At 50.3% G+C, this 17,391-nt stretch carries 17 protein-coding genes and 1 pseudogene; 2 read left to right on the top strand and 16 right to left on the bottom strand.

Features of this window, described 5'->3' with window-relative positions:
• Positions 1-50: 50 nt before the first annotated feature.
• Together HMPREF2696_RS07390 and HMPREF2696_RS07385 are read left to right on the top strand one after the other, a co-directional pair.
• Positions 51-2,273: an NADP-dependent isocitrate dehydrogenase gene (locus tag HMPREF2696_RS07390; RefSeq protein WP_070588248.1), complete on the top strand. Its 2,223-nt coding sequence runs from the start codon at positions 51-53 to the stop codon at positions 2,271-2,273.
• A 58-nt stretch (positions 2,274-2,331) separates the two neighbouring features.
• Entirely contained in the window at positions 2,332-2,925 is a 594-nt protein-coding gene (locus tag HMPREF2696_RS07385) for a LolA family protein (RefSeq protein ID WP_004520070.1), read from the top strand.
• A gap of 55 nt (positions 2,926-2,980) precedes the next feature.
• Here the strand turns inward: HMPREF2696_RS07385 and ylqF are convergent, their stop codons facing one another.
• The 16 genes and pseudogenes from ylqF to HMPREF2696_RS11835 form a co-directional block, all read right to left on the bottom strand.
• Positions 2,981-3,922, bottom strand: coding sequence for a ribosome biogenesis GTPase YlqF (ylqF, locus tag HMPREF2696_RS07380; protein ID WP_004520069.1), 942 nt, complete (start codon positions 3,920-3,922; stop codon positions 2,981-2,983).
• 91 nt (positions 3,923-4,013) lie between these two features.
• Entirely contained in the window at positions 4,014-4,238 is a 225-nt protein-coding gene (locus HMPREF2696_RS07375) for a protocatechuate 3,4-dioxygenase (RefSeq protein WP_039862229.1), read from the bottom strand.
• Positions 4,239-4,272: 34 nt separating this feature from the next.
• Entirely contained in the window at positions 4,273-5,127 is an 855-nt protein-coding gene (gene rapZ / locus HMPREF2696_RS07370; protein WP_004520067.1) for an RNase adapter RapZ, read from the bottom strand.
• The gene (hprK, locus tag HMPREF2696_RS07365; protein WP_004520066.1) at positions 5,108-6,070 is read right to left on the bottom strand and encodes an HPr(Ser) kinase/phosphatase; all 963 of its coding nucleotides are present in this window, start codon (positions 6,068-6,070) and stop codon (positions 5,108-5,110) included. The genes rapZ and hprK overlap by 20 nt, the downstream gene beginning before the upstream one ends.
• Positions 6,071-6,073: 3 nt before the next feature.
• On the bottom strand, positions 6,074-6,523 hold the full coding sequence (gene ptsN, locus HMPREF2696_RS07360) for a PTS IIA-like nitrogen regulatory protein PtsN (protein ID WP_039862228.1): 450 nt from the start codon (positions 6,521-6,523) through the stop codon (positions 6,074-6,076).
• A gap of 268 nt (positions 6,524-6,791) precedes the next feature.
• Positions 6,792-7,712, bottom strand: coding sequence for a 4-hydroxybenzoate octaprenyltransferase (gene ubiA / locus HMPREF2696_RS07355; RefSeq protein ID WP_070504760.1), 921 nt, complete (start codon positions 7,710-7,712; stop codon positions 6,792-6,794).
• 173 nt (positions 7,713-7,885) lie between these two features.
• A complete protein-coding gene (locus HMPREF2696_RS07350; protein WP_004520063.1) occupies positions 7,886-8,380 on the bottom strand; it encodes a chorismate--pyruvate lyase family protein in 495 nt (164 codons plus the stop codon).
• Positions 8,370-9,026 (bottom strand): dethiobiotin synthase, encoded by a 657-nt coding sequence (gene bioD / locus HMPREF2696_RS07345; protein ID WP_004520062.1) that lies wholly within the window; start codon positions 9,024-9,026, stop codon positions 8,370-8,372. The genes HMPREF2696_RS07350 and bioD overlap by 11 nt, the downstream gene beginning before the upstream one ends.
• Positions 9,023-10,312, bottom strand: coding sequence for an adenosylmethionine--8-amino-7-oxononanoate transaminase (gene bioA, locus HMPREF2696_RS07340; protein ID WP_070588287.1), 1,290 nt, complete (start codon positions 10,310-10,312; stop codon positions 9,023-9,025). The genes bioD and bioA overlap by 4 nt, the downstream gene beginning before the upstream one ends.
• Positions 10,313-10,364: 52 nt before the next feature.
• Positions 10,365-11,270 carry a DMT family transporter gene (locus HMPREF2696_RS07335; RefSeq protein WP_004520059.1) on the bottom strand — a complete coding sequence of 302 codons (906 nt, stop codon included), beginning with the start codon at positions 11,268-11,270 and terminating at the stop codon, positions 10,365-10,367.
• A gap of 193 nt (positions 11,271-11,463) precedes the next feature.
• Positions 11,464-12,666 carry a tryptophan synthase subunit beta gene (gene trpB, locus HMPREF2696_RS07330; RefSeq protein WP_004520058.1) on the bottom strand — a complete coding sequence of 401 codons (1,203 nt, stop codon included), beginning with the start codon at positions 12,664-12,666 and terminating at the stop codon, positions 11,464-11,466.
• A gap of 111 nt (positions 12,667-12,777) precedes the next feature.
• Entirely contained in the window at positions 12,778-13,188 is a 411-nt protein-coding gene (locus HMPREF2696_RS07325; protein ID WP_004520057.1) for a hypothetical protein, read from the bottom strand.
• 4 nt (positions 13,189-13,192) lie between these two features.
• Positions 13,193-13,795 carry a hypothetical protein gene (locus tag HMPREF2696_RS07320; protein WP_004520056.1) on the bottom strand — a complete coding sequence of 201 codons (603 nt, stop codon included), beginning with the start codon at positions 13,793-13,795 and terminating at the stop codon, positions 13,193-13,195.
• A gap of 36 nt (positions 13,796-13,831) precedes the next feature.
• Positions 13,832-14,452 (bottom strand): phosphoribosylanthranilate isomerase, encoded by a 621-nt coding sequence (locus tag HMPREF2696_RS07315; RefSeq protein WP_004520055.1) that lies wholly within the window; start codon positions 14,450-14,452, stop codon positions 13,832-13,834.
• A 402-nt stretch (positions 14,453-14,854) separates the two neighbouring features.
• Positions 14,855-17,080 (bottom strand): DNA internalization-related competence protein ComEC/Rec2, encoded by a 2,226-nt coding sequence (locus tag HMPREF2696_RS07310; RefSeq protein WP_070588247.1) that lies wholly within the window; start codon positions 17,078-17,080, stop codon positions 14,855-14,857.
• Between the two features lie 58 nt (positions 17,081-17,138).
• Positions 17,139-17,391: pseudogene (locus HMPREF2696_RS11835) on the bottom strand (hypothetical protein); the annotation flags it as partial.

Below are 17,391 nucleotides of genomic sequence, written 5' to 3'. Positions count from 1 at the left end.
CTCGCGATGTGCCCGAAAAGAAAAACTTAACCTACATAGAGAATAATCCCATGACTAAATCCACCATTATCTATACCTACACCGACGAAGCTCCTGCATTGGCCACTCAATCCCTGTTGCCAATCGTGCAGGCGTTTACCCGCCATGCCGATATTGATGTCAAAACCAGCGACATTTCTCTCTCCGGTCGTATTTTGGCGGCGTTTCCCGAATACCTGACCGAAGCGCAACGCGTACCTGATGCGCTTGCCGAATTGGGCGAACTGGTGAAACAACCCGATGCAAACGTGATCAAACTGCCGAACATCAGCGCATCCGTACCTCAACTGACTGCCGCGATTAAAGAATTGCAGTCTAAAGGCTTTGCCGTTCCCGACTATCCTGCCGATCCTCAAACCGATGAAGAAAAAGCCGTGCGCGAACGTTACGACCGCATCAAAGGCAGCGCGGTAAACCCTGTCCTGCGTGAAGGCAACTCCGACCGTCGCGCGCCTAAGGCAGTGAAAAACTTTGCGAAAAAACATCCGCACAGCATGGGCGCATGGACGAAAGACTCCAAATCCCACGTTGCCACCATGCAAAGCGGCGACTTTTTCCATAACGAACAATCCGTTACCGTACCTGAAGCAACTTCCGTATCCATCGTATTCACCGACAAACAAGGCAACAAAAAAGAGCTGCGCGAGCCTGTTGCCCTGAAAGCCGGCGAAATCATCGACGCGACCGTAATGAGCAAAAAAGCCCTGCTCGTCTTCCTTGCCGAACAAGTGAAAGACGCAAAAGCTAAAGGCGTATTGTTCTCGCTGCACATGAAAGCCACCATGATGAAAGTGTCCGACCCGATTATCTTCGGACACGCCGTCAAAGTATTCTTCGCGCCTGTATTTGAAAAATTCGGTGACAAACTGGCTGCCGCAGGCGTTAATGTCAACAACGGCTTCGGCAACCTGCTTGCCAATCTGGACAAACTGGATGCGGACACCCGCGCCGCCGTTGAAGCTGAAATCGCTGCTGTTTACGCTGCCAACCCTGATTTGGCCATGGTTGATTCCGACAAAGGCATCACCAACCTGCACGTTCCTAGCGATGTCATCGTCGATGCTTCTATGCCTGCGATGATTCGTAATTCCGGCCGTATGTGGGATAAAGACGGCAAAGCGCAAGACACCAAAGCCGTGATTCCTGACAGCAGCTACGCCGGTGTTTACCAAGCAACCATCGACTTCTGCCGCGAACACGGCGCATTTGACCCGACAACCATGGGTACCGTTCCTAACGTCGGTCTGATGGCGCAAGCAGCCGAAGAATACGGTTCGCACAACAAAACTTTTGAAATCGAAGCCGACGGCCAAGTTCAAGTCATTGATGCAGCAGGTAATGTCCTGATGCAACACGACGTTGAAGCCGGCGACATCTGGCGTATGTGCCAAACCAAAGACGCTCCGGTTAAAGACTGGGTACAACTTGCCGTCAACCGCGCCCGTCTGAGCAACACGCCAGCCGTATTCTGGCTCGACGAAAACCGTCCGCACGACAAGAGCCTGCTCGCCAAGGTTAAAGCCTATCTTGCCGAACTGGATACCGACGGCCTCGACATCCGCGTCCTCGCTCCTGAGGAAGCCGCTAAATTCAGCTTGGGCCGTCTGAAAAACGGCGAAGACACCATCTCCGTGACCGGTAACGTCCTGCGCGACTACCTGACCGACTTGTTCCCAATTTTGGAACTGGGTACCAGCGCGAAAATGCTGTCTATCGTTCCATTGATGAATGGCGGCGGTATGTTTGAAACCGGTGCAGGCGGTTCTGCACCGAAACATGTTCAACAATTCCTCGAAGAAAACCACTTGCGTTGGGACTCTTTGGGCGAATTCCTCGCACTCGCCGTATCGTTTGAACATCTGGCGCAAAAAACCGGCAACACCAAAGCCCAAGTCCTCGCCGACACTTTGGATGCAGCCACCGAAAAACTGCTTCTGAACGACAAATCGCCTAAACGCAAAGCTGGCGAACTCGACAACCGCGGCAGCCATTTCTACCTCACCCTCTACTGGGCGCAAGAATTGGCGGCGCAAGACAAAGATGCCGAACTGAAAGCCGCATTTGCGCCGTTGGCAGCCGCTTTGACTGCTGACGAAGCCAAAATCGTTGAAGAACTCTCTGCCGTACAAGGCAAAGCGGTCGACATCGGCGGCTACTACGCAGCCAATCCTGAAAAAGCCGCACAAGCGATGCGTCCAAGCGCAACCTTTAATCAGGCCTTGTCAGCCTTATAATTAAAGCAATAAAAGGCCGTCTGAACTTTCAGACGGCCTCAAACCTTATGGAAACACAATGAAAAAAACCATTCTTTCTCTTACTCTCCTCATCAGCGCTCCGGCTTTATGGGCATTTTCCCCTGCCGAATTGGCACAAACCCTGCAAAAACCGCAAAACGTGCAAGGTAATTTTGTCCAACAACGCCAGCTCAAATCCCTCAGCAAACCCATGACCACCAGCGGCAGCTTTACCCTTGTCCCACAAAAAGGCCTGCTCTGGAAAATGCAAAAACCATTTGAAACCACCCTGCGCGTGCGTTCAGACGGCATCATGCAATGGAACGGCAGTCAATGGGTCAACCCAAATGCCAGCAAACTCAACGGCCAAAGCCGCCAAATCAAACTCTTCCTCGACCTTTTGGGCGGCAATACCCAGGGCTTGGAAAAACAATTTGATTTGAAATTAAACGGCAACGAGAAAAAATGGACGTTGACCCTGACTCCGAAAACCGCCATTACCCGCCAAATCTTCAACCGTATCGAAATCAACGGCGATACGCTGGTGCGTAAAATCGAATTGGACGAAAAGCAAGGCGACAAAACCATCATGCAGTTCAACCAAATCCAAACCGATAAAGCCCTAGACAGCTTTAGCCGTACCGCCCTCTAAATTGTCTATTCCAACAAAAGGCCGTCTGAAAATAGATTTCTGACAGCCTTTTATATTAATCGGCTGAAGGCTGCTGCCCTTTTCTTTCCGCCTTTCTGGCTTCGCGAATGGCTTTGAGTTCGGCCTCTTTCTGTCTGGCTTTTTTCAGCCAAGTTTCCCATTGGTTTGGCGTTTCCAGCGTGATTCTGCCGATTTTTCCTTCACGGAAATCAGTCAGGATATTTTCAGCAGCCTTTTGATAGTTAACCCGTCCGCCGCTCAAAACCGCACCACGTTTTTTAGCAATCCACTCCAACCAAGAAGTATCGTCCCAATGACTACTTGGATCTTTGTCGGCTTGATAGCGCTCTTGCAACAGGGCCAGATAATGGCGGCGAAGGTAATCCAAAAGCTCAAGCGCCACTTCTTCTTCGTCCAGCGCGTTGCGTCCGACTGCACCGCCGGCCGCAAGGTTGTAGCCGCCTTCTTCAACGATAATTTTTGGCCACAACATACCGGGGGTATCGTAAAGCCAGAAATCGTCTGCAAGGAAAAGGCGCTGTTCGGCTTTGGTAATACCGGGTTCGTTGCCGGTTTTGGCAGATTTTTTGCCGATCATACCGTTAATCAAGGTGGATTTGCCGACGTTGGGGATACCGCAAATCAGGACACGCAGCGGCTTCTCGATACCTTGGCGATGCGGAATCATGGCGCGGCAGGCTTGGGTAATTTTGCTATGCGCGCCAGTTTCGGAAGAATCAAGCGCAATGGCGCGGGTATCTTGGCGGCTGTTGTAGTGTTCGAGCCAAACTCTGGTACGCTCGGGATCGGCAAGGTCTTGCTTGTTTAAGATTTTGAGTTTTGGCTTGCCTTTGGACAACTGGGCAAGCAAGGGGTTTTCGCTGGAAGCAGGCATACGCGCGTCCAACATCTCAATCACCATATCAACGCTTTTAATGCGTTCGGCAATGGCTTTTTTTGCCTTATTCATGTGGCCGGGAAACCATTGGATAGCCATGTCTTTTTATTCTTTCTATTCGTATCTGAGGCCGTCTGAACAATTATTTTTTCAGACGGCCTCGGCATTTGGATAATCGGTCAATCGGGATTTAGAGGTTGCCATGCTCGTAGCTGTAATAACCTGCTTCATCCATACATTGCTCAAACGTCTTGGATGTATTTCCATTTTGAACTTGCGATTTGCAGGTATTGATTTGGCGGGAAACTTCAGCTTCGCTCGCGCCGGTGCGGTGCCAACGGTAAGCAGTGACAGGTTCTGTTGCACAGGCGGTCAAGATAAGCAGGGATAATGCGGTCAGACTGATTTTTTTCATGGTTTCTTCCTTTGAGGCCGTCTGAAACGGCAAGTTAGCGTCCTGCCAAGCTTTGTGCCTGACGATGGCGGACAAGGAGTTCGTAACGGCCTTTGAGGCGTTCGGCCAGTTTTTCCACAACATAAACGGAGCGGTGCTGACCGCCGGTACAACCGATGGCAATCGTCACATAACTACGGCTCTCTTGCTGCAGGCGCGGTAACCAGCGGCTAATAAAATGGTCGATGTCATCAACCATTTCTTGAGCCAACGGCTGCTGACCCAAATAATCTTGAATAGGCTTATCCATGCCGGTAAAGGGGCGTAATTCCGGATCGTAATACGGATTGGGTAGGCTGCGCATATCAAACATAAAGTCGGCATTGTTGGGGACGCCGTATTTGAAACCAAAGGATTCAAGAATGACCAGCAAACCGACACGTTCAATATTGAGCCATTGTTGCACAGCATAACGCAGCTGCTGTGCGTTCATTTTGGACGTATCGATGCAATATGCGATGTCTCTAAGCGGGAAGAGCCATTCGCGTTCTTTTTGCAGGCTTTCCAACAAAGTCAGATTATGGCCGGACAAAGGGTGTCCGCGGCGGGTTTCTGAGAAGCGGCGAACCAACACACCCTCTTCCGCTTCAATAAAGAGGACTTCGACTTGATGCCCTTCATGACGCAAATATTGGATTTGCTCTTGCGCTTCCTGAATATTGATACCGGAACGGATATCAACGCTGACACCAAGCTGGGTTTCTTCGCCGCGTTCAATATGGTACAACACCAGCGAAGGCAACATTTCCAAAGGCAGATTATCAACGCAATAAAAGCCTGAATCTTCGAGTTGTTTGAGGGCTACGGATTTTCCTGAGCCGGATAAGCCGCTAATCAGGACGATTTTCATGGTTTTGTTCGTTTTCTTTGAGTTGTGTTTGATGGCGTTCGAGGAATTCTTTGGTGCTGTCTTTACCGCGCAATTGAAGGATGTAATTGCGCACTGCAGCTTCAACCAATACTGCTAAGTTTCGACCGATTGCAACAGGCAGGGTAACGGAACGGATGCTGACGTTGAGGATAGACTCTGTTTCGGTACGGATGCTCAATCGATCGAGTTGTTTCATGTATCCGTCGTCGGCCGGAACCAAATTAATAATCAGCTGGAGGATTTTTTTCGGACGGATGGAGGTTTCGCCAAAAATATGGCGGATATTGAGTATGCCCAAGCCGCGTACTTCGAGGAAATCACGCAGCATAGGCGGGCAACGGCCTTCCAGCATTTCTGGACCGGTACGGAAAAGTTCGACTGCATCATCGGCAATCAGGCTGTGGCCGCGCGAAATCAGCTCCAATGCCAATTCGCTCTTACCCAAGCCGGATTGTCCAGTAATGAGTACGCCCACTTCAAATACATCCAAAAATACGCCATGCTTGATGGTGGAAGTTGCCAATGTCCGTTGCAGATAAATCCGCAAAACGTCCATCAGGTGCGGGCTTTCCTGTTTGGAAGTCAGCAAGGGGATACTGTTGGTATGGCAATAATCGCGTAATTTGGGCGAAACCGGCAAACCGTTGGCGACGATGACCAAAGACATGGGAATGTCGAAAAGCTCGCCGAAATCATAGTTGAGTTCGCCCGATTCCAGACGGCGTAAATATTCGGCTTCGGCTACGCCGACAACTTGAATTTGGTTGGGATGGATAAAGTTTAAATGGCCGACCAAGGCCAAGACGGGTTTATCGGCTTCGACACCGATACGGTTGTCCGCGCCGGAATTGCCGGCAGCCCAAGCAAGTTCGAGTTTGTGCTGATTGTCGGAAAACAGGCGGCGGACAGATATGCTGGGCATGAATTACTCTTCGGTCAGGAGTGTGCGTACTTCTTCGGCAGAAGTCGCGGCCATCAATGCTTCACGGATGGCTTTTTGAGAGAATCTGCCGGCCAGTTTGGACAAGACTTCCAAATGTTCGCCGGTAGCGTTTTCAGGCACAAGCAGGATAAAAATCAGGGAAACGGGTTTGCCGTCGGGCGCATCAAAGGCGACCGGCTCTTTGGTACGGATAAACGCACCGGTGGCTTTTTTCACGCATGCGTGACGGCCGTGAGGAATCGCCACCCCCTGCCCCAAACCGGTCGAACCAAGTTTTTCACGGGCAAACAGGCAGTCGAACACGTTGGTATTCGGTAATTCTGCTTCATTCTCCAGCAGCTGTGCAGCCTCTTCAAACAGACGCTTTTTGCTGCTGACTTCCAAATCCAAAACGATATGGGACAAAGGTAAAATTTCGCCGATCAGGCTCATGTGTATCTCTTTTAAATGTCGCAAAACAATGGGATTGTACCGATTGTCGGTGCAAATCTCAATCCTGAAGGCGTAATTTACACTCGCCCTGCTAACATTTTCCATGTTGTTTTTGATATTTTTTAACGAACTGGAAATAATCCAACCATTTGATTATAATTAATTTAAAGTAAAAATTCCATCATTGGCTAAATCATGGTTTAAATAAAAAGGGGTATGTCCGGCATACCCCTTTTCCCTTCTTTTCAGACGGCCTCAACCTAGTTTTTTAAAACAATTTGGAAACCAAAAACAACCAGAAATAATGGCAGACCAATCCGCAAAACCACGCCAAGCCGATGCGGTTGTTGGCCAAAAATGTTTGGAAGCACAACTGGCGGTCGCGCGTACGGATAGCGGCATACTGCTGATACTGCCAATAAACGGTTATCGGCAATACCAGCCAATAAGGCCAAGTTGCGCCGATTTTAATACCCAGCACCACCATCAATACGGTAAACCAAAAATGGCAAAGCATAGAGGCGGTAATATCGTGATGACCAAATGTGATTGCCGAAGTTTTAATACCGATTTTCAAATCATCTTCTTTGTCCGCCATGGCATAAATCGTGTCGTAAGCCAGCGTCCATAAGGCATTAGCGGTAAACATCAGCCATGCTTCGGGAGGCACTCGGCCTTGCACGGCGGCAAAGGCCATGGGAATACCGAACGAAAATGCCAGCCCCAAATAAAACTGCGGCAATGGAAAAAAGCGTTTGGTGAAAGGATATGTGATGGCCAAAAATAAGGCCGGAAGGCTCATCAGCCAAGTAAAACGGTTGAGCGGCACCAAGCATAAAGCCGCCATCAGACACAGCATGACGGTCAAAAGCAGCGCTTCGGTTTTAGAAACCAAACCTTTGGCAAACGGGCGGTTTTTGGTGCGCTCTACTGCACCGTCAAAATTGCGGTCGGCAAAGTCATTCACGACGCAACCTGCGCTGCGCATTAGAAATGTGCCTGCGGTAAAGGCAATAAAAATATCCGCGTCGGGAACGCCTTTAGACGCAATCCACAATGCCCAATAAGTCGGCCACAGCAAAAGCAGTGTACCAATGGGTTTGTCGACGCGCATCAGCTTGGCGTATATCACCATCCGTCCGACAGCGTAACGCGGTAGAATTTGTAGGAAAAATCGCCTTATGTTCATTGATGTAATGTGTCGTTGTTTATATATCGATTCGGAAGGAAAGGTTTTTTAGAGCCTTAGCTCTTATTATAATTTATTGCCGTCTAAAATTAAACAGATCTTAACAATTTAATTTATTGTATTATAACAGAATTATGACAAACATCGGTAATTGGTTTTATTTTCAGACAGCCTTAGCGGTATAAATCTATTAATTTCAATAAGAAATATTCTGTTAATTCCAATGTTTCGCCGTTCCAATCAAAATAGGAACGGCGCGCGGTAACAGGCCGTCTGAAAGATGGATGGTCGGAATCTTCAAAACGAAGAAACTCAAAATCCGAACGTTTCAACGGCAATGTACCGTCAAACAGGCGCTCGCCCAAAGGCTGCGTTCCGCAATCCAATAATTCTGTCCATAGACGGCTGTCCGGTCGGCACGCGCTTCTGGCTTGTATCACTGTTTCGCCGTCCAGTTTGAGCAAAACATCGCGTACAAAGATTTCGTCTCCGTTTTCCGCACCCTTCGTCAAACCCAAATACACCGGCTCGACTGAAAACTCCTTGCCGGAAGCGCGCAGAGCGGCAGTTAACGAAGAAACGGTCAGCAGATGTTCAGCATCAGACGACAAAAGACTTGAAGCTTCGGCATGTGAACAAAGCGTGCCACGCGGTATATCAAGCTCCATCTGACACCTCTGTTTTGGCCAACTCCTGCCATTTGGCTTCGGGAAACTCATCTTTCAGACGGCCTTTAAGATATTCCAAGGTATCGCCGGCAACGGTTTCATCTTTACTGTCGTGAATATGGTTGAAAATCAGACTATGCAATTGGATGCCGTATTGTTTGAGCGCGGAGAAGCTGAGCAGGGTGTGGTTGATGCTACCGAGCCGTCCGCTGGTAACGAGGATGACGGGATAAGCCTGTTGCTGAATATAATCAATGGTCAACAAATCTTCCGTCAGCGGAACCATCAATCCGCCCGCGCCTTCGACCAAAACGATTTCGTATTGCGTCGCCAACTCTTGAGTGGTGGTACGGATTTTATCCAAATCCAAAGCCCTGCCGTCAAGACGGGCGGCGAGATGGGGCGAGGCTGGATAGCTGAAGATTTCGGGCATGGTCAGCCCTTGTTTGTCGGCTTCCTGCATGGGTATGCCCATGATTTTGCGGTGGACGACGATGTCTTCGGCAATGTCTTGGCAACCGGTTTGCACGGGCTTTTGCGTAATCACGCTTTTACCCTGCTGCAACAATTGTTTTGCCAACACGCCGGTGACGACGGTTTTGCCGATGTCCGTGTCTATGCCACTAACGAAGTAAACGCCTTTCATTTGCTGTGTTCCTTCAAGATTTGTACGGTTTTGTCGGCAAGTTCGGTCAAGAGGTCGTCTGGAATAATGTAAGGCGGCATGAGATACACCAGCCTGCCGAAGGGGCGCACCCAAATTCCTTGCGCCACGCAATCCGCTTGAAAACGCGCCATATCCACGCCTTTTTCCAACTCGATCACCCCGATGGCACCCAAAACGCGTACGTCCTTCACGCCGCGAATGTCCCATGCAGCTTTCAGACGGCCTTTTAAGATGCTTTCGATGCGGCGGATATTTGCCTGCCAGTCTTGAGACAAAAGCAGCTTGACCGAGGCGCAGGCAACGGCACACGCCAGCGGGTTCGCCATAAATGTCGGCCCGTGCATAAATACGCCCGCTTCGCCGCGCGAAATCGTTTCGGTGACTTTTTGCGAAGTGATCGCCGTCGCCAACGTCATATAGCCGCCGCTCAAGCCCTTGCCGATACACATAATATCCGGCACGACATTCGCGTGTTCGCAGGCAAACATCTTGCCCGTGCGTCCGAATCCGGTAGCGATTTCATCAAAAATCAACACGATATCAAATTTGTCGCACAAATCGCGCAATCCGCGAAGATACTGCGGATGATAGAAATACATGCCGCCCGCGCCCTGCACGACCGGCTCTAAAATAAAGGCGGCGATATCCGCATGATGCGCTTCAAACAAGGCGCGGACAGGCTGCAAATCCGCCTCGTCCCATTCATCATCGAAACGGCTTTTCGGATTATCGACAAAATAACGCTGCGGCAACGCGCTGCCGAAAATATGGTGCATCCCCGTTTCCGGATCGCAGACGGACATCGCGTTCCAAGTATCGCCGTGATAACCGCGCCGCACCGTCGCAATATTCTGCTTCGCGGTCAAACCCCGCGCCTGCTGGTATTGCACCGCCATCTTCAGCGCGACTTCCACCGAAACCGAACCTGAATCCGCATAAAAAATACGGTCCAACCCCTGCGGCAAAATCCCGACCAACAACTTGCCCAGCTCTACCGCAGGCTCATGCGTCAAACCGCCAAACATCACATGCGACATTTGCTTAATCTGCGCCTCAACCGCCTGATTCAAAACAGGATGATTGTAGCCGTGTATCGCACACCACCAAGACGACATCCCATCAATCAGCCGCGTACCATCCGCCAATTCGATGTGCACGCCCTCCGCACGGCGCACCGGATAAACAGGCAACGGGTCGGTCATGGACGTATAGGGATGGAGCAGGTGGGTGCGGTCGAAATCGAGCAGGGGGGAATGTTCAGACATGTTGAAAACAATGGTTTGATCAGTTTCATTATTATATAACATATTTTCTATTTCAGACGGCACGTCTTCCGTACTGCATCAACACCAATCCGCCCACCGCTGCCAAACAGCCAGCAACCAAAGAAACATGCAATGCCTCGCCCAAAAACCAAGCGGAACACAAAATACCGAATACCGGCACCAAAGTGATGTACGCCGCCGCGCTGCCTGCGCCCAAAGTCTTCACGCCTTCAAAATACCACGCATAGCTCAAGACCGTTGCGCCGACAGACAGGCCAATTAAAGCAAACCAGCCCCTGCCGTCCATTTCGGCAAGCATGCCAAACGGCAGGCCGTCTGAAATCAACGCAGGCGGCAACAACATCATTGCACCCAGCCAAGCAGTAGCCACGGTGACCGTCAGCGCATCAATCCCCTGCAACACCGCCCTGCCCATCATCGTATAAGTAACCAAGCAGCAAAGGCTGCAAAACACCAGCACTTCGCCCCACCCTATGCCGCCGCCCGACAAAAATGCCGCAATCTCGCCATGCGTGACCGCCCATACCGAGCCTGCCACTGCCAACAACATACCCGACACAATCTTGCCGTTGAGCTTCTCGCCAAATAGCAAAGCCGCAAAAAACATCGTCAATACAGGATTGAACGTGACCAACACCGTCGCCCTTGAAGCAGGAAGCCGCTGCAAACCCAGCATAGACAACACAGTAAAACCAAATACGCCGAATGCCGCCGCCAGTGCCAACCCAAGCCATTGTTTGCGCGACAAAACCGCCAAAGTACGCAACCGATACCGTGCAAACAGCCAGCCCAAAAGCAAGATTGCCGCCGTCAAAAAGCGTAGCATACCGCCCGTTAAAGGCGGCAGCGCCTGTCCCAGCATCCGCCCCATCGGCCAAGATGCGCCCCAAAACGCCGCCATGCCCAATAGTTTTAGATGGATTGCTAAATGTTTCATGGTGATGGATAACTTGAATAATCAGTTTAGAAAGCGTACAAGCGCAGTTTGAAAGGATAAATTTCCTTAACCGCCGAGACTTGATAGAGTTTACGCGGATAAAATACTACGCTGATCATTATGGAAACAAAGGCCGTCTGAAAGACTGAAATCCAGCTTTTTCAGACGGCCTTTGCTGCTCAATCAATAAGACTTACAACTCAATGCCTTTGAGTTTCGCCACGGTATTAATGTCTTTATCGCCACGACCGGAGAGGTTGACCAAAATCACTTGGTCTTTGCTCATTTTCGGCGCGTTTTTCACCGCCCAAGCAACGGCATGGCTGGATTCCAGCGCAGGAATAATACCCTCAAAACGGCAAAGCAAATCAAAGGCTTCGAGTGCTTCGTCGTCTTTGGCAACAGTGTATTCCACGCGGTTGATGTCGTTCAAATGGCTGTGTTCCGGGCCGATGCCTGGGTAGTCCAAGCCTGCGGAAACGGAATGCGTACCCAAAACTTGACCGTTTTCGTCCTGCATCAAATAGCTGCGGAAACCGTGCAATACGCCGATAGGGGCTTTGCTGGTAATCGGTGCGGCGTGGTCGGGGGTATCCACGCCCAAACCGCCTGCTTCTACGCCGACCAAACGTACGTTTTCTTCTTCGATATAGGGATGGAACAAACCGATGGCGTTCGAGCCGCCGCCCACGCAGGCAACGGCAACATCAGGTTGGCGGCCGATGGCTTCCAACATTTGTTCTTTGGCTTCATTGCCGATCACGCATTGGAAATCGCGTACCATTTCCGGATACGGCGTAGGACCTGCGGCAGTACCGATGATGTAGAACGTATCGTCCACGCGCGCCACCCATTCGCGCATGGCTTCGTTCATCGCGTCCTTCAAAGTACGGCTGCCGCTGTCGACGCTGACGACATTCGCGCCAAGCAGCTTCATACGGAACACGTTGGGCATTTGACGTTGGATATCGTCCGCCCCCATGTACACGTCGCAAGTCATGCCGAAACGTGCGGCGACGGTGGCAGAAGCCACACCGTGCTGACCCGCGCCGGTTTCGGCAATCACGCGTTTTTTGCCCATGCGGCGGGCAAGCAATGCCTGACCGATGGTGTTGTTGACTTTGTGCGCGCCGGTGTGGTTCAAATCTTCACGCTTCAGCCAGATTTGTGCGCCGCCCAAATGCTCGGATAATCGCGCGGCATGGTAAACAGGGCTGGGACGGCCGACATAGTGTTTCAAATCATGGCGGAACTCTTCCCAAAATGAAGGATCTTCTTTCGCTGCTTTATAGGCTTCTGCCAATTCTTGCAAAGCAGGAATCAGGGTTTCGGAAACGTACAGGCCGCCGTGTTCGCCGAAAAAGCCGTTCTCGTCGGGAGCGTAATAATTTTTCATGGGATTTTTCCTTATTCGTTTTATGGTTTCAGACGGCCTGATTCAGTACAAGGCCGTATGAAAGTAAAATTGTCAGCAATTATAGCCGTTTTCCATTCATCTTGTCGGCAACTAATTGAATAATAATATCAGCAGACAAAATAGGAACAACAGCGTACAGCTCGATGTTGCAATCAATGCCGTACCCAACGGCGGCGCGATATATTTTTCTTCGTTTTTGTTTCTCAGGCATATTTTTAATGCCAACATCCCCAGCCACAGTGCCAGCAACCAACAACCCAAAAAGTTAAGCACAAGCAAAGCAATAATCAACTCATTGGTATTTATAGTGCTTACGTTCAAAAATATCCAATTAAGGCCGTTAACAGACATAACGACTGCAGATATTTGTATCACATACAAAAGCGTTCCGCCCAACAATACCTTGATATGCCATTGTTTGGCCTTCAGCCACACTGAGACGACATTAAAAAGCCACCACAAAGCCATAAACGTCATTAAAGAGATTTCATAACGGTCCATCGCTCTACTCCTGAAAAACAGTCAATCCAGCCATTTCAAAAAAAGCCCGATACGCCGCTGCTTTTTTCGCCAAACTCAAAGGATAGGCACGCGAAGTCGAAGGCAGGCGCGTCAGGGTCAACTCACGTCCAGCATAGGGGAACGGCACTGTTTCGCCGATCTTCGGCATTTTCATACCGTTGCCTTGAATCTCCAACAAAACTTCGGTTGCCTTGCCGCCGGTGGTACAAAGATGGCGGCACTCGGGCATTTGCGCCAATACTGCCGCCAAATCGACAGTTTCTATTACTTTTAAAAACTTATCCGAAGCATTGCCATGTTCGCGTATGGCCTTCAACACGGTCGGACAGGATGCAATGCCCTTCTCACTTAAAAACGCTTTGATTTTATCGGCATCAAACGCCTTTTCGCCCTGCCTTTGAAAATGCGCCACATCGCCAAAAAACACCAGCCCATACACGCGCCACATATCGTTTTGGAAATTCGGATAATGAAACTGCATCGCGTGTTTTTCTTCTTTAGGCGGAAACGTCCCCATCATCATGATCGTTGCCTGCGGCGGCAACAAGGCTGCGAAGGGGTGGGATTCAACGATTGGCTCTTGCATATATGTATTCCGGTTTCTTTGAATTCAAACAAAATTTCAGACGGCCTTTACTGCTTGAATAAACGCCGCCATTTTCTCCCTGCTCTTAACCCCGCCGGAGATTTCCACGCCACCGGACACATCTACCGCCGCAGCGCCGCTGATTTTTACCGCTTCGGCAACGTTTTCCGCAGTCAATCCGCCGGCAAGTATCCACGGTTTGCCGATATTGCCATGCAACATGGTCCAGTCGAAACTTTGTCCCGTACCGCCGTATTCAGTCGGATGATAGGCATCAAACAGCAAGGCGCGTGCATTCGGAAATTTGGCACAGGCCGTCTGAATATCGGCAGCGGACTGTACGCGCACGGCCTTCAAATACGGGCGGTCAAACCGACGGCAAAAATCATCGTCTTCATCGCCGTGAAACTGAATCACATCTATCGGCACCTGACGCAAAATCTCGCGGATGGTTTGCTCGTTTTCATTCACAAACAAGGCCACCACCGATACAAACGGCGGCAGGTTTTTCACAACCGCCTGCGCCTGCTCAATACTCACTGCCCGTTTACTCTTGGCATAAAACACCAGCCCGATGGCATCCGCGCCCAATTCGGCCGCGGCCAGCGCGTCTTCAGGTCGGGTAATACCACAAATTTTGGTGCGTATGGTGTTCATGGCGATAGCCTTTTTAAACAGTTGGGTCGGATATTATATAAGTTTAAGGCCGTCTGAACATGAAATATCAGGTTCAGACGGCCTTAAACTTTAAAACAACCATCAGCCGATAATATTGGCGGCTGTCAGTTGCGCAGCATCTTCATTATAGAAACGTGCGAACTCTGTGCTGCTTTAGGCTCTGCTTGATATACAGAACATCATACCGATTATTACTAATAACTTTGTAATTATTTTCCTCTTTTCTATTTGCCTATTATTTAATCAAATTTATTTTATCCTTTATTATCAATGAGTAAAATAAACTATCCACAATTGGATTCACACAAAATTTGGATAATGCCCGTCAATAAAAAATATTAAGGCTGTCTGAAAAGTCTTTCAGACGGCCTTTTAGCCTTTTTACTCAAACGGTTTCTTCTGCCAATAAAACTTATCCTTTTTCAGACGGCCTTGAAATATATCGTCCTGTCCCAAAGCAAACACCAACGCGCCAGACAAATCCGTTCTCAATAAAGTAATACCATGCGCGCGGACACGATTTTGTACGGCAACGGTCGGATGTTTGTAGGCATTGGCATAGCCGCTAGATGCCACGGCATATTGTGGCGAAACCGTATGCAAAAAGCTGCCTGACGAAGCCGTGCTGCTGCCGTGATGTCCCAACACCAACACTTGGCTATACAGCGCATTGCCGTATTTCTCAATCAAACCGGCCTCGCCTTTCACGCCCAAATCGCCGGTTATTAACAAGGCTTTTCCGTTTGCCACGACACGCAATACGCAGCTTTGGTCGTTATCTTCCTTGCCTGCATTTTCAGACGGCCTGAGCAACTCGAAATCTACGCCGTCCCATTGCCATTTGTCTTCTTGGCAAAACTCTGCATTCGGATAAAATTCAGGTTGTCCGGCAAGCAATTTATCGGTACCGACAGCCGCCACACTTTGAAAACCGCCGTCATGGTCAATATCATGGTGCGACAAAATCAGGCTGTCCAAACGGCGCACACCCATCGCGTTCAAACTCGGCACTATACCTGTTTGCGCCACTTGCTCCGTTCCCGTATCAAACAAAAGATTGCGGTTACGCGTTTGTATCAACACCGACAAACCTTGTCCTGCATCCATCACCGTAACTCTTGCCACCCCCTCCTCCAGCTTGGCAGGACGGTAAAACACAAAGCCCAATAAAACCAGACATGCCCAAGGTTTTAAGCCCATTCCTTTAGGCAGCAATAACAGTAAAGCCGCCATCATCGCCAACACAAGCAAAGGCACGGGCGCCGCTGCGACGGCAAATTCAGGCGATACCATAGCCAGCCATAGCAAACCGCGTAAAGTATATTCCGCCAAAAATGCCGCTACCAACTGGACAAGTTCAAACGGAAAAACCGAACCCAGCAAAGCCAACGGCGTCAACACCCAAGAAAACCAAGGAATAGCCAGCGCATTAACCAACGGACTGAGCAAAGGTAACGAAGCAAACAAATAGCCCAGCAATACCACCGACAATACAGTCGCTGCCCATTGTCCCCGTACAGCCAACCGCCAGCCCGACTCTTTCAGACGGCCTGATGAAGCCCAAATCAAAGCAGCAACCAAACCGAAAGACAACCAAGTTCCCACGCCCAATACAGCCAACGGATCCAACAACAAAACAACGGCCAAAGCCTGCCACCACGCCGTCCAGCCCGAGCCGCCACTGCCGCGCCACCATGCCCACGCAAACGCAGCCAACATCAACACACTGCGTTGCGTCGGTACGGAAAAACCGGCCAAAAGCGCATAAAACAAAGCACCGGCAACACCGCCTGCCAATATCCACACACGCGGTTTTGCCGGAATCCACGGCAAATAACGGAAAATTCGCTTAATCAGCCAGGCAAACAATACCGCCACCATCGTCACATGCAGGCCCGAAATACTGACCAAGTGTGTCAGCCCCAAAGGGCGGAATGCCTGCCACAAAGGCGGCCTCAACGCCGATTGCTCGCCAATACTCAAAGCACGCATCAGCCCTATGCCGTCTGAAAACTCAGGATATTTGTCCCCTGTTCTCTGCCAACTCCGGCTTACCGCATCACGCATATTAGCCAAACCGAAACCGCCACCTTGCCGCACGAGTTTCCTGTCGCGCCCCAAAGTACCCATGCCATCGATACCATTGGCCAAAGCCCATATTTCACGGTTCAAACCGCGCACATTCACTTCACCGATCACCGGCCTTACCCGCGCCGATACAGACCACCTGCTGCCCACCGCCCAATCGCGCCGCTGATAATCCGACAACATCAAATCAAAAGCCTGCCCCTGTTCATCCCAAGCCCTTGCCGCAAACTGCACGCGCCGACCATCATCACGCGGCATATCCGCCACTTCAACCGTCAAAACTTTAGCCGCCACCTCCCCTGCAGGCCATTGACCGGCCAACACCAGCCCGGTCCGCCACACTCCAAACGCCATACCCACGCAAACAGCCAGCACCAACCAAGCCACAGCAAATTTTCGACACAACGCAAGCGCGCCAATGATTACAGACAACCAAGCCCACCATGGCGGCACAAACGGCAACGCAAACGAAAGCACTACACCCACCACCCAAGCAGGCAACACAAACCGCCACGCCATGAACATTTTCCCTTAAATTATGATTATTAGATATGTAATAATAAATGCTTTTAGTAGATTATGACAAATATTTGATTGCAGTATTTATGACCTGAATCCGTCCGATTTTGTCGTAGATGTAATTGAGTACGCCGCTTCTTTGGTCGGCACTTTGAATCAGGTTGCCGGCTTTGTCATAGGCGTAGGTATGACCCAACGCGTTGGTGCGTTTGAGCGGCAGTCCGTCCACTGCGAGCTCGTAAGCGGTTTTGGCACCAAGTCCGTCGATGTGGGCGGTCAGCCGGTTGAGGCGGTCGTATTCGAAGGTTTCG

The organism is Neisseria sp. HMSC058F07, from assembly GCF_001810035.1.
Classification (GTDB): Bacteria; Pseudomonadota; Gammaproteobacteria; order Burkholderiales; family Neisseriaceae; genus Neisseria; species Neisseria perflava.
The sequence above is the reverse complement of the archived record's forward strand: the minus strand, read 5'-3'. Positions and strand labels throughout refer to the sequence as shown.

Bases quoted from the DNA above. Each gene is read 5' to 3' on its own strand.
- HMPREF2696_RS07390 (WP_070588248.1), top strand. From the start codon at position 51: ATGACTAAATCCACCATTATCTATACCTACACCGACGAAGCTCCTGCA.
- HMPREF2696_RS07385 (WP_004520070.1), top strand. From the start codon at position 2,332: ATGAAAAAAACCATTCTTTCTCTTACTCTCCTCATCAGCGCTCCGGCT.
- ylqF (WP_004520069.1), bottom strand. From the start codon at position 3,922: ATGGCTATCCAATGGTTTCCCGGCCACATGAATAAGGCAAAAAAAGCC.
- HMPREF2696_RS07375 (WP_039862229.1), bottom strand. From the start codon at position 4,238: ATGAAAAAAATCAGTCTGACCGCATTATCCCTGCTTATCTTGACCGCC.
- rapZ (WP_004520067.1), bottom strand. From the start codon at position 5,127: ATGAAAATCGTCCTGATTAGCGGCTTATCCGGCTCAGGAAAATCCGTA.
- hprK (WP_004520066.1), bottom strand. From the start codon at position 6,070: ATGCCCAGCATATCTGTCCGCCGCCTGTTTTCCGACAATCAGCACAAA.
- ptsN (WP_039862228.1), bottom strand. From the start codon at position 6,523: ATGAGCCTGATCGGCGAAATTTTACCTTTGTCCCATATCGTTTTGGAT.
- ubiA (WP_070504760.1), bottom strand. From the start codon at position 7,712: ATGAACATAAGGCGATTTTTCCTACAAATTCTACCGCGTTACGCTGTC.
- HMPREF2696_RS07350 (WP_004520063.1), bottom strand. From the start codon at position 8,380: ATGGAGCTTGATATACCGCGTGGCACGCTTTGTTCACATGCCGAAGCT.
- bioD (WP_004520062.1), bottom strand. From the start codon at position 9,026: ATGAAAGGCGTTTACTTCGTTAGTGGCATAGACACGGACATCGGCAAA.
- bioA (WP_070588287.1), bottom strand. From the start codon at position 10,312: ATGTCTGAACATTCCCCCCTGCTCGATTTCGACCGCACCCACCTGCTC.
- HMPREF2696_RS07335 (WP_004520059.1), bottom strand. From the start codon at position 11,270: ATGAAACATTTAGCAATCCATCTAAAACTATTGGGCATGGCGGCGTTT.
- trpB (WP_004520058.1), bottom strand. From the start codon at position 12,666: ATGAAAAATTATTACGCTCCCGACGAGAACGGCTTTTTCGGCGAACAC.
- HMPREF2696_RS07325 (WP_004520057.1), bottom strand. From the start codon at position 13,188: ATGGACCGTTATGAAATCTCTTTAATGACGTTTATGGCTTTGTGGTGG.
- HMPREF2696_RS07320 (WP_004520056.1), bottom strand. From the start codon at position 13,795: ATGCAAGAGCCAATCGTTGAATCCCACCCCTTCGCAGCCTTGTTGCCG.
- HMPREF2696_RS07315 (WP_004520055.1), bottom strand. From the start codon at position 14,452: ATGAACACCATACGCACCAAAATTTGTGGTATTACCCGACCTGAAGAC.
- HMPREF2696_RS07310 (WP_070588247.1), bottom strand. From the start codon at position 17,080: ATGGCGTGGCGGTTTGTGTTGCCTGCTTGGGTGGTGGGTGTAGTGCTT.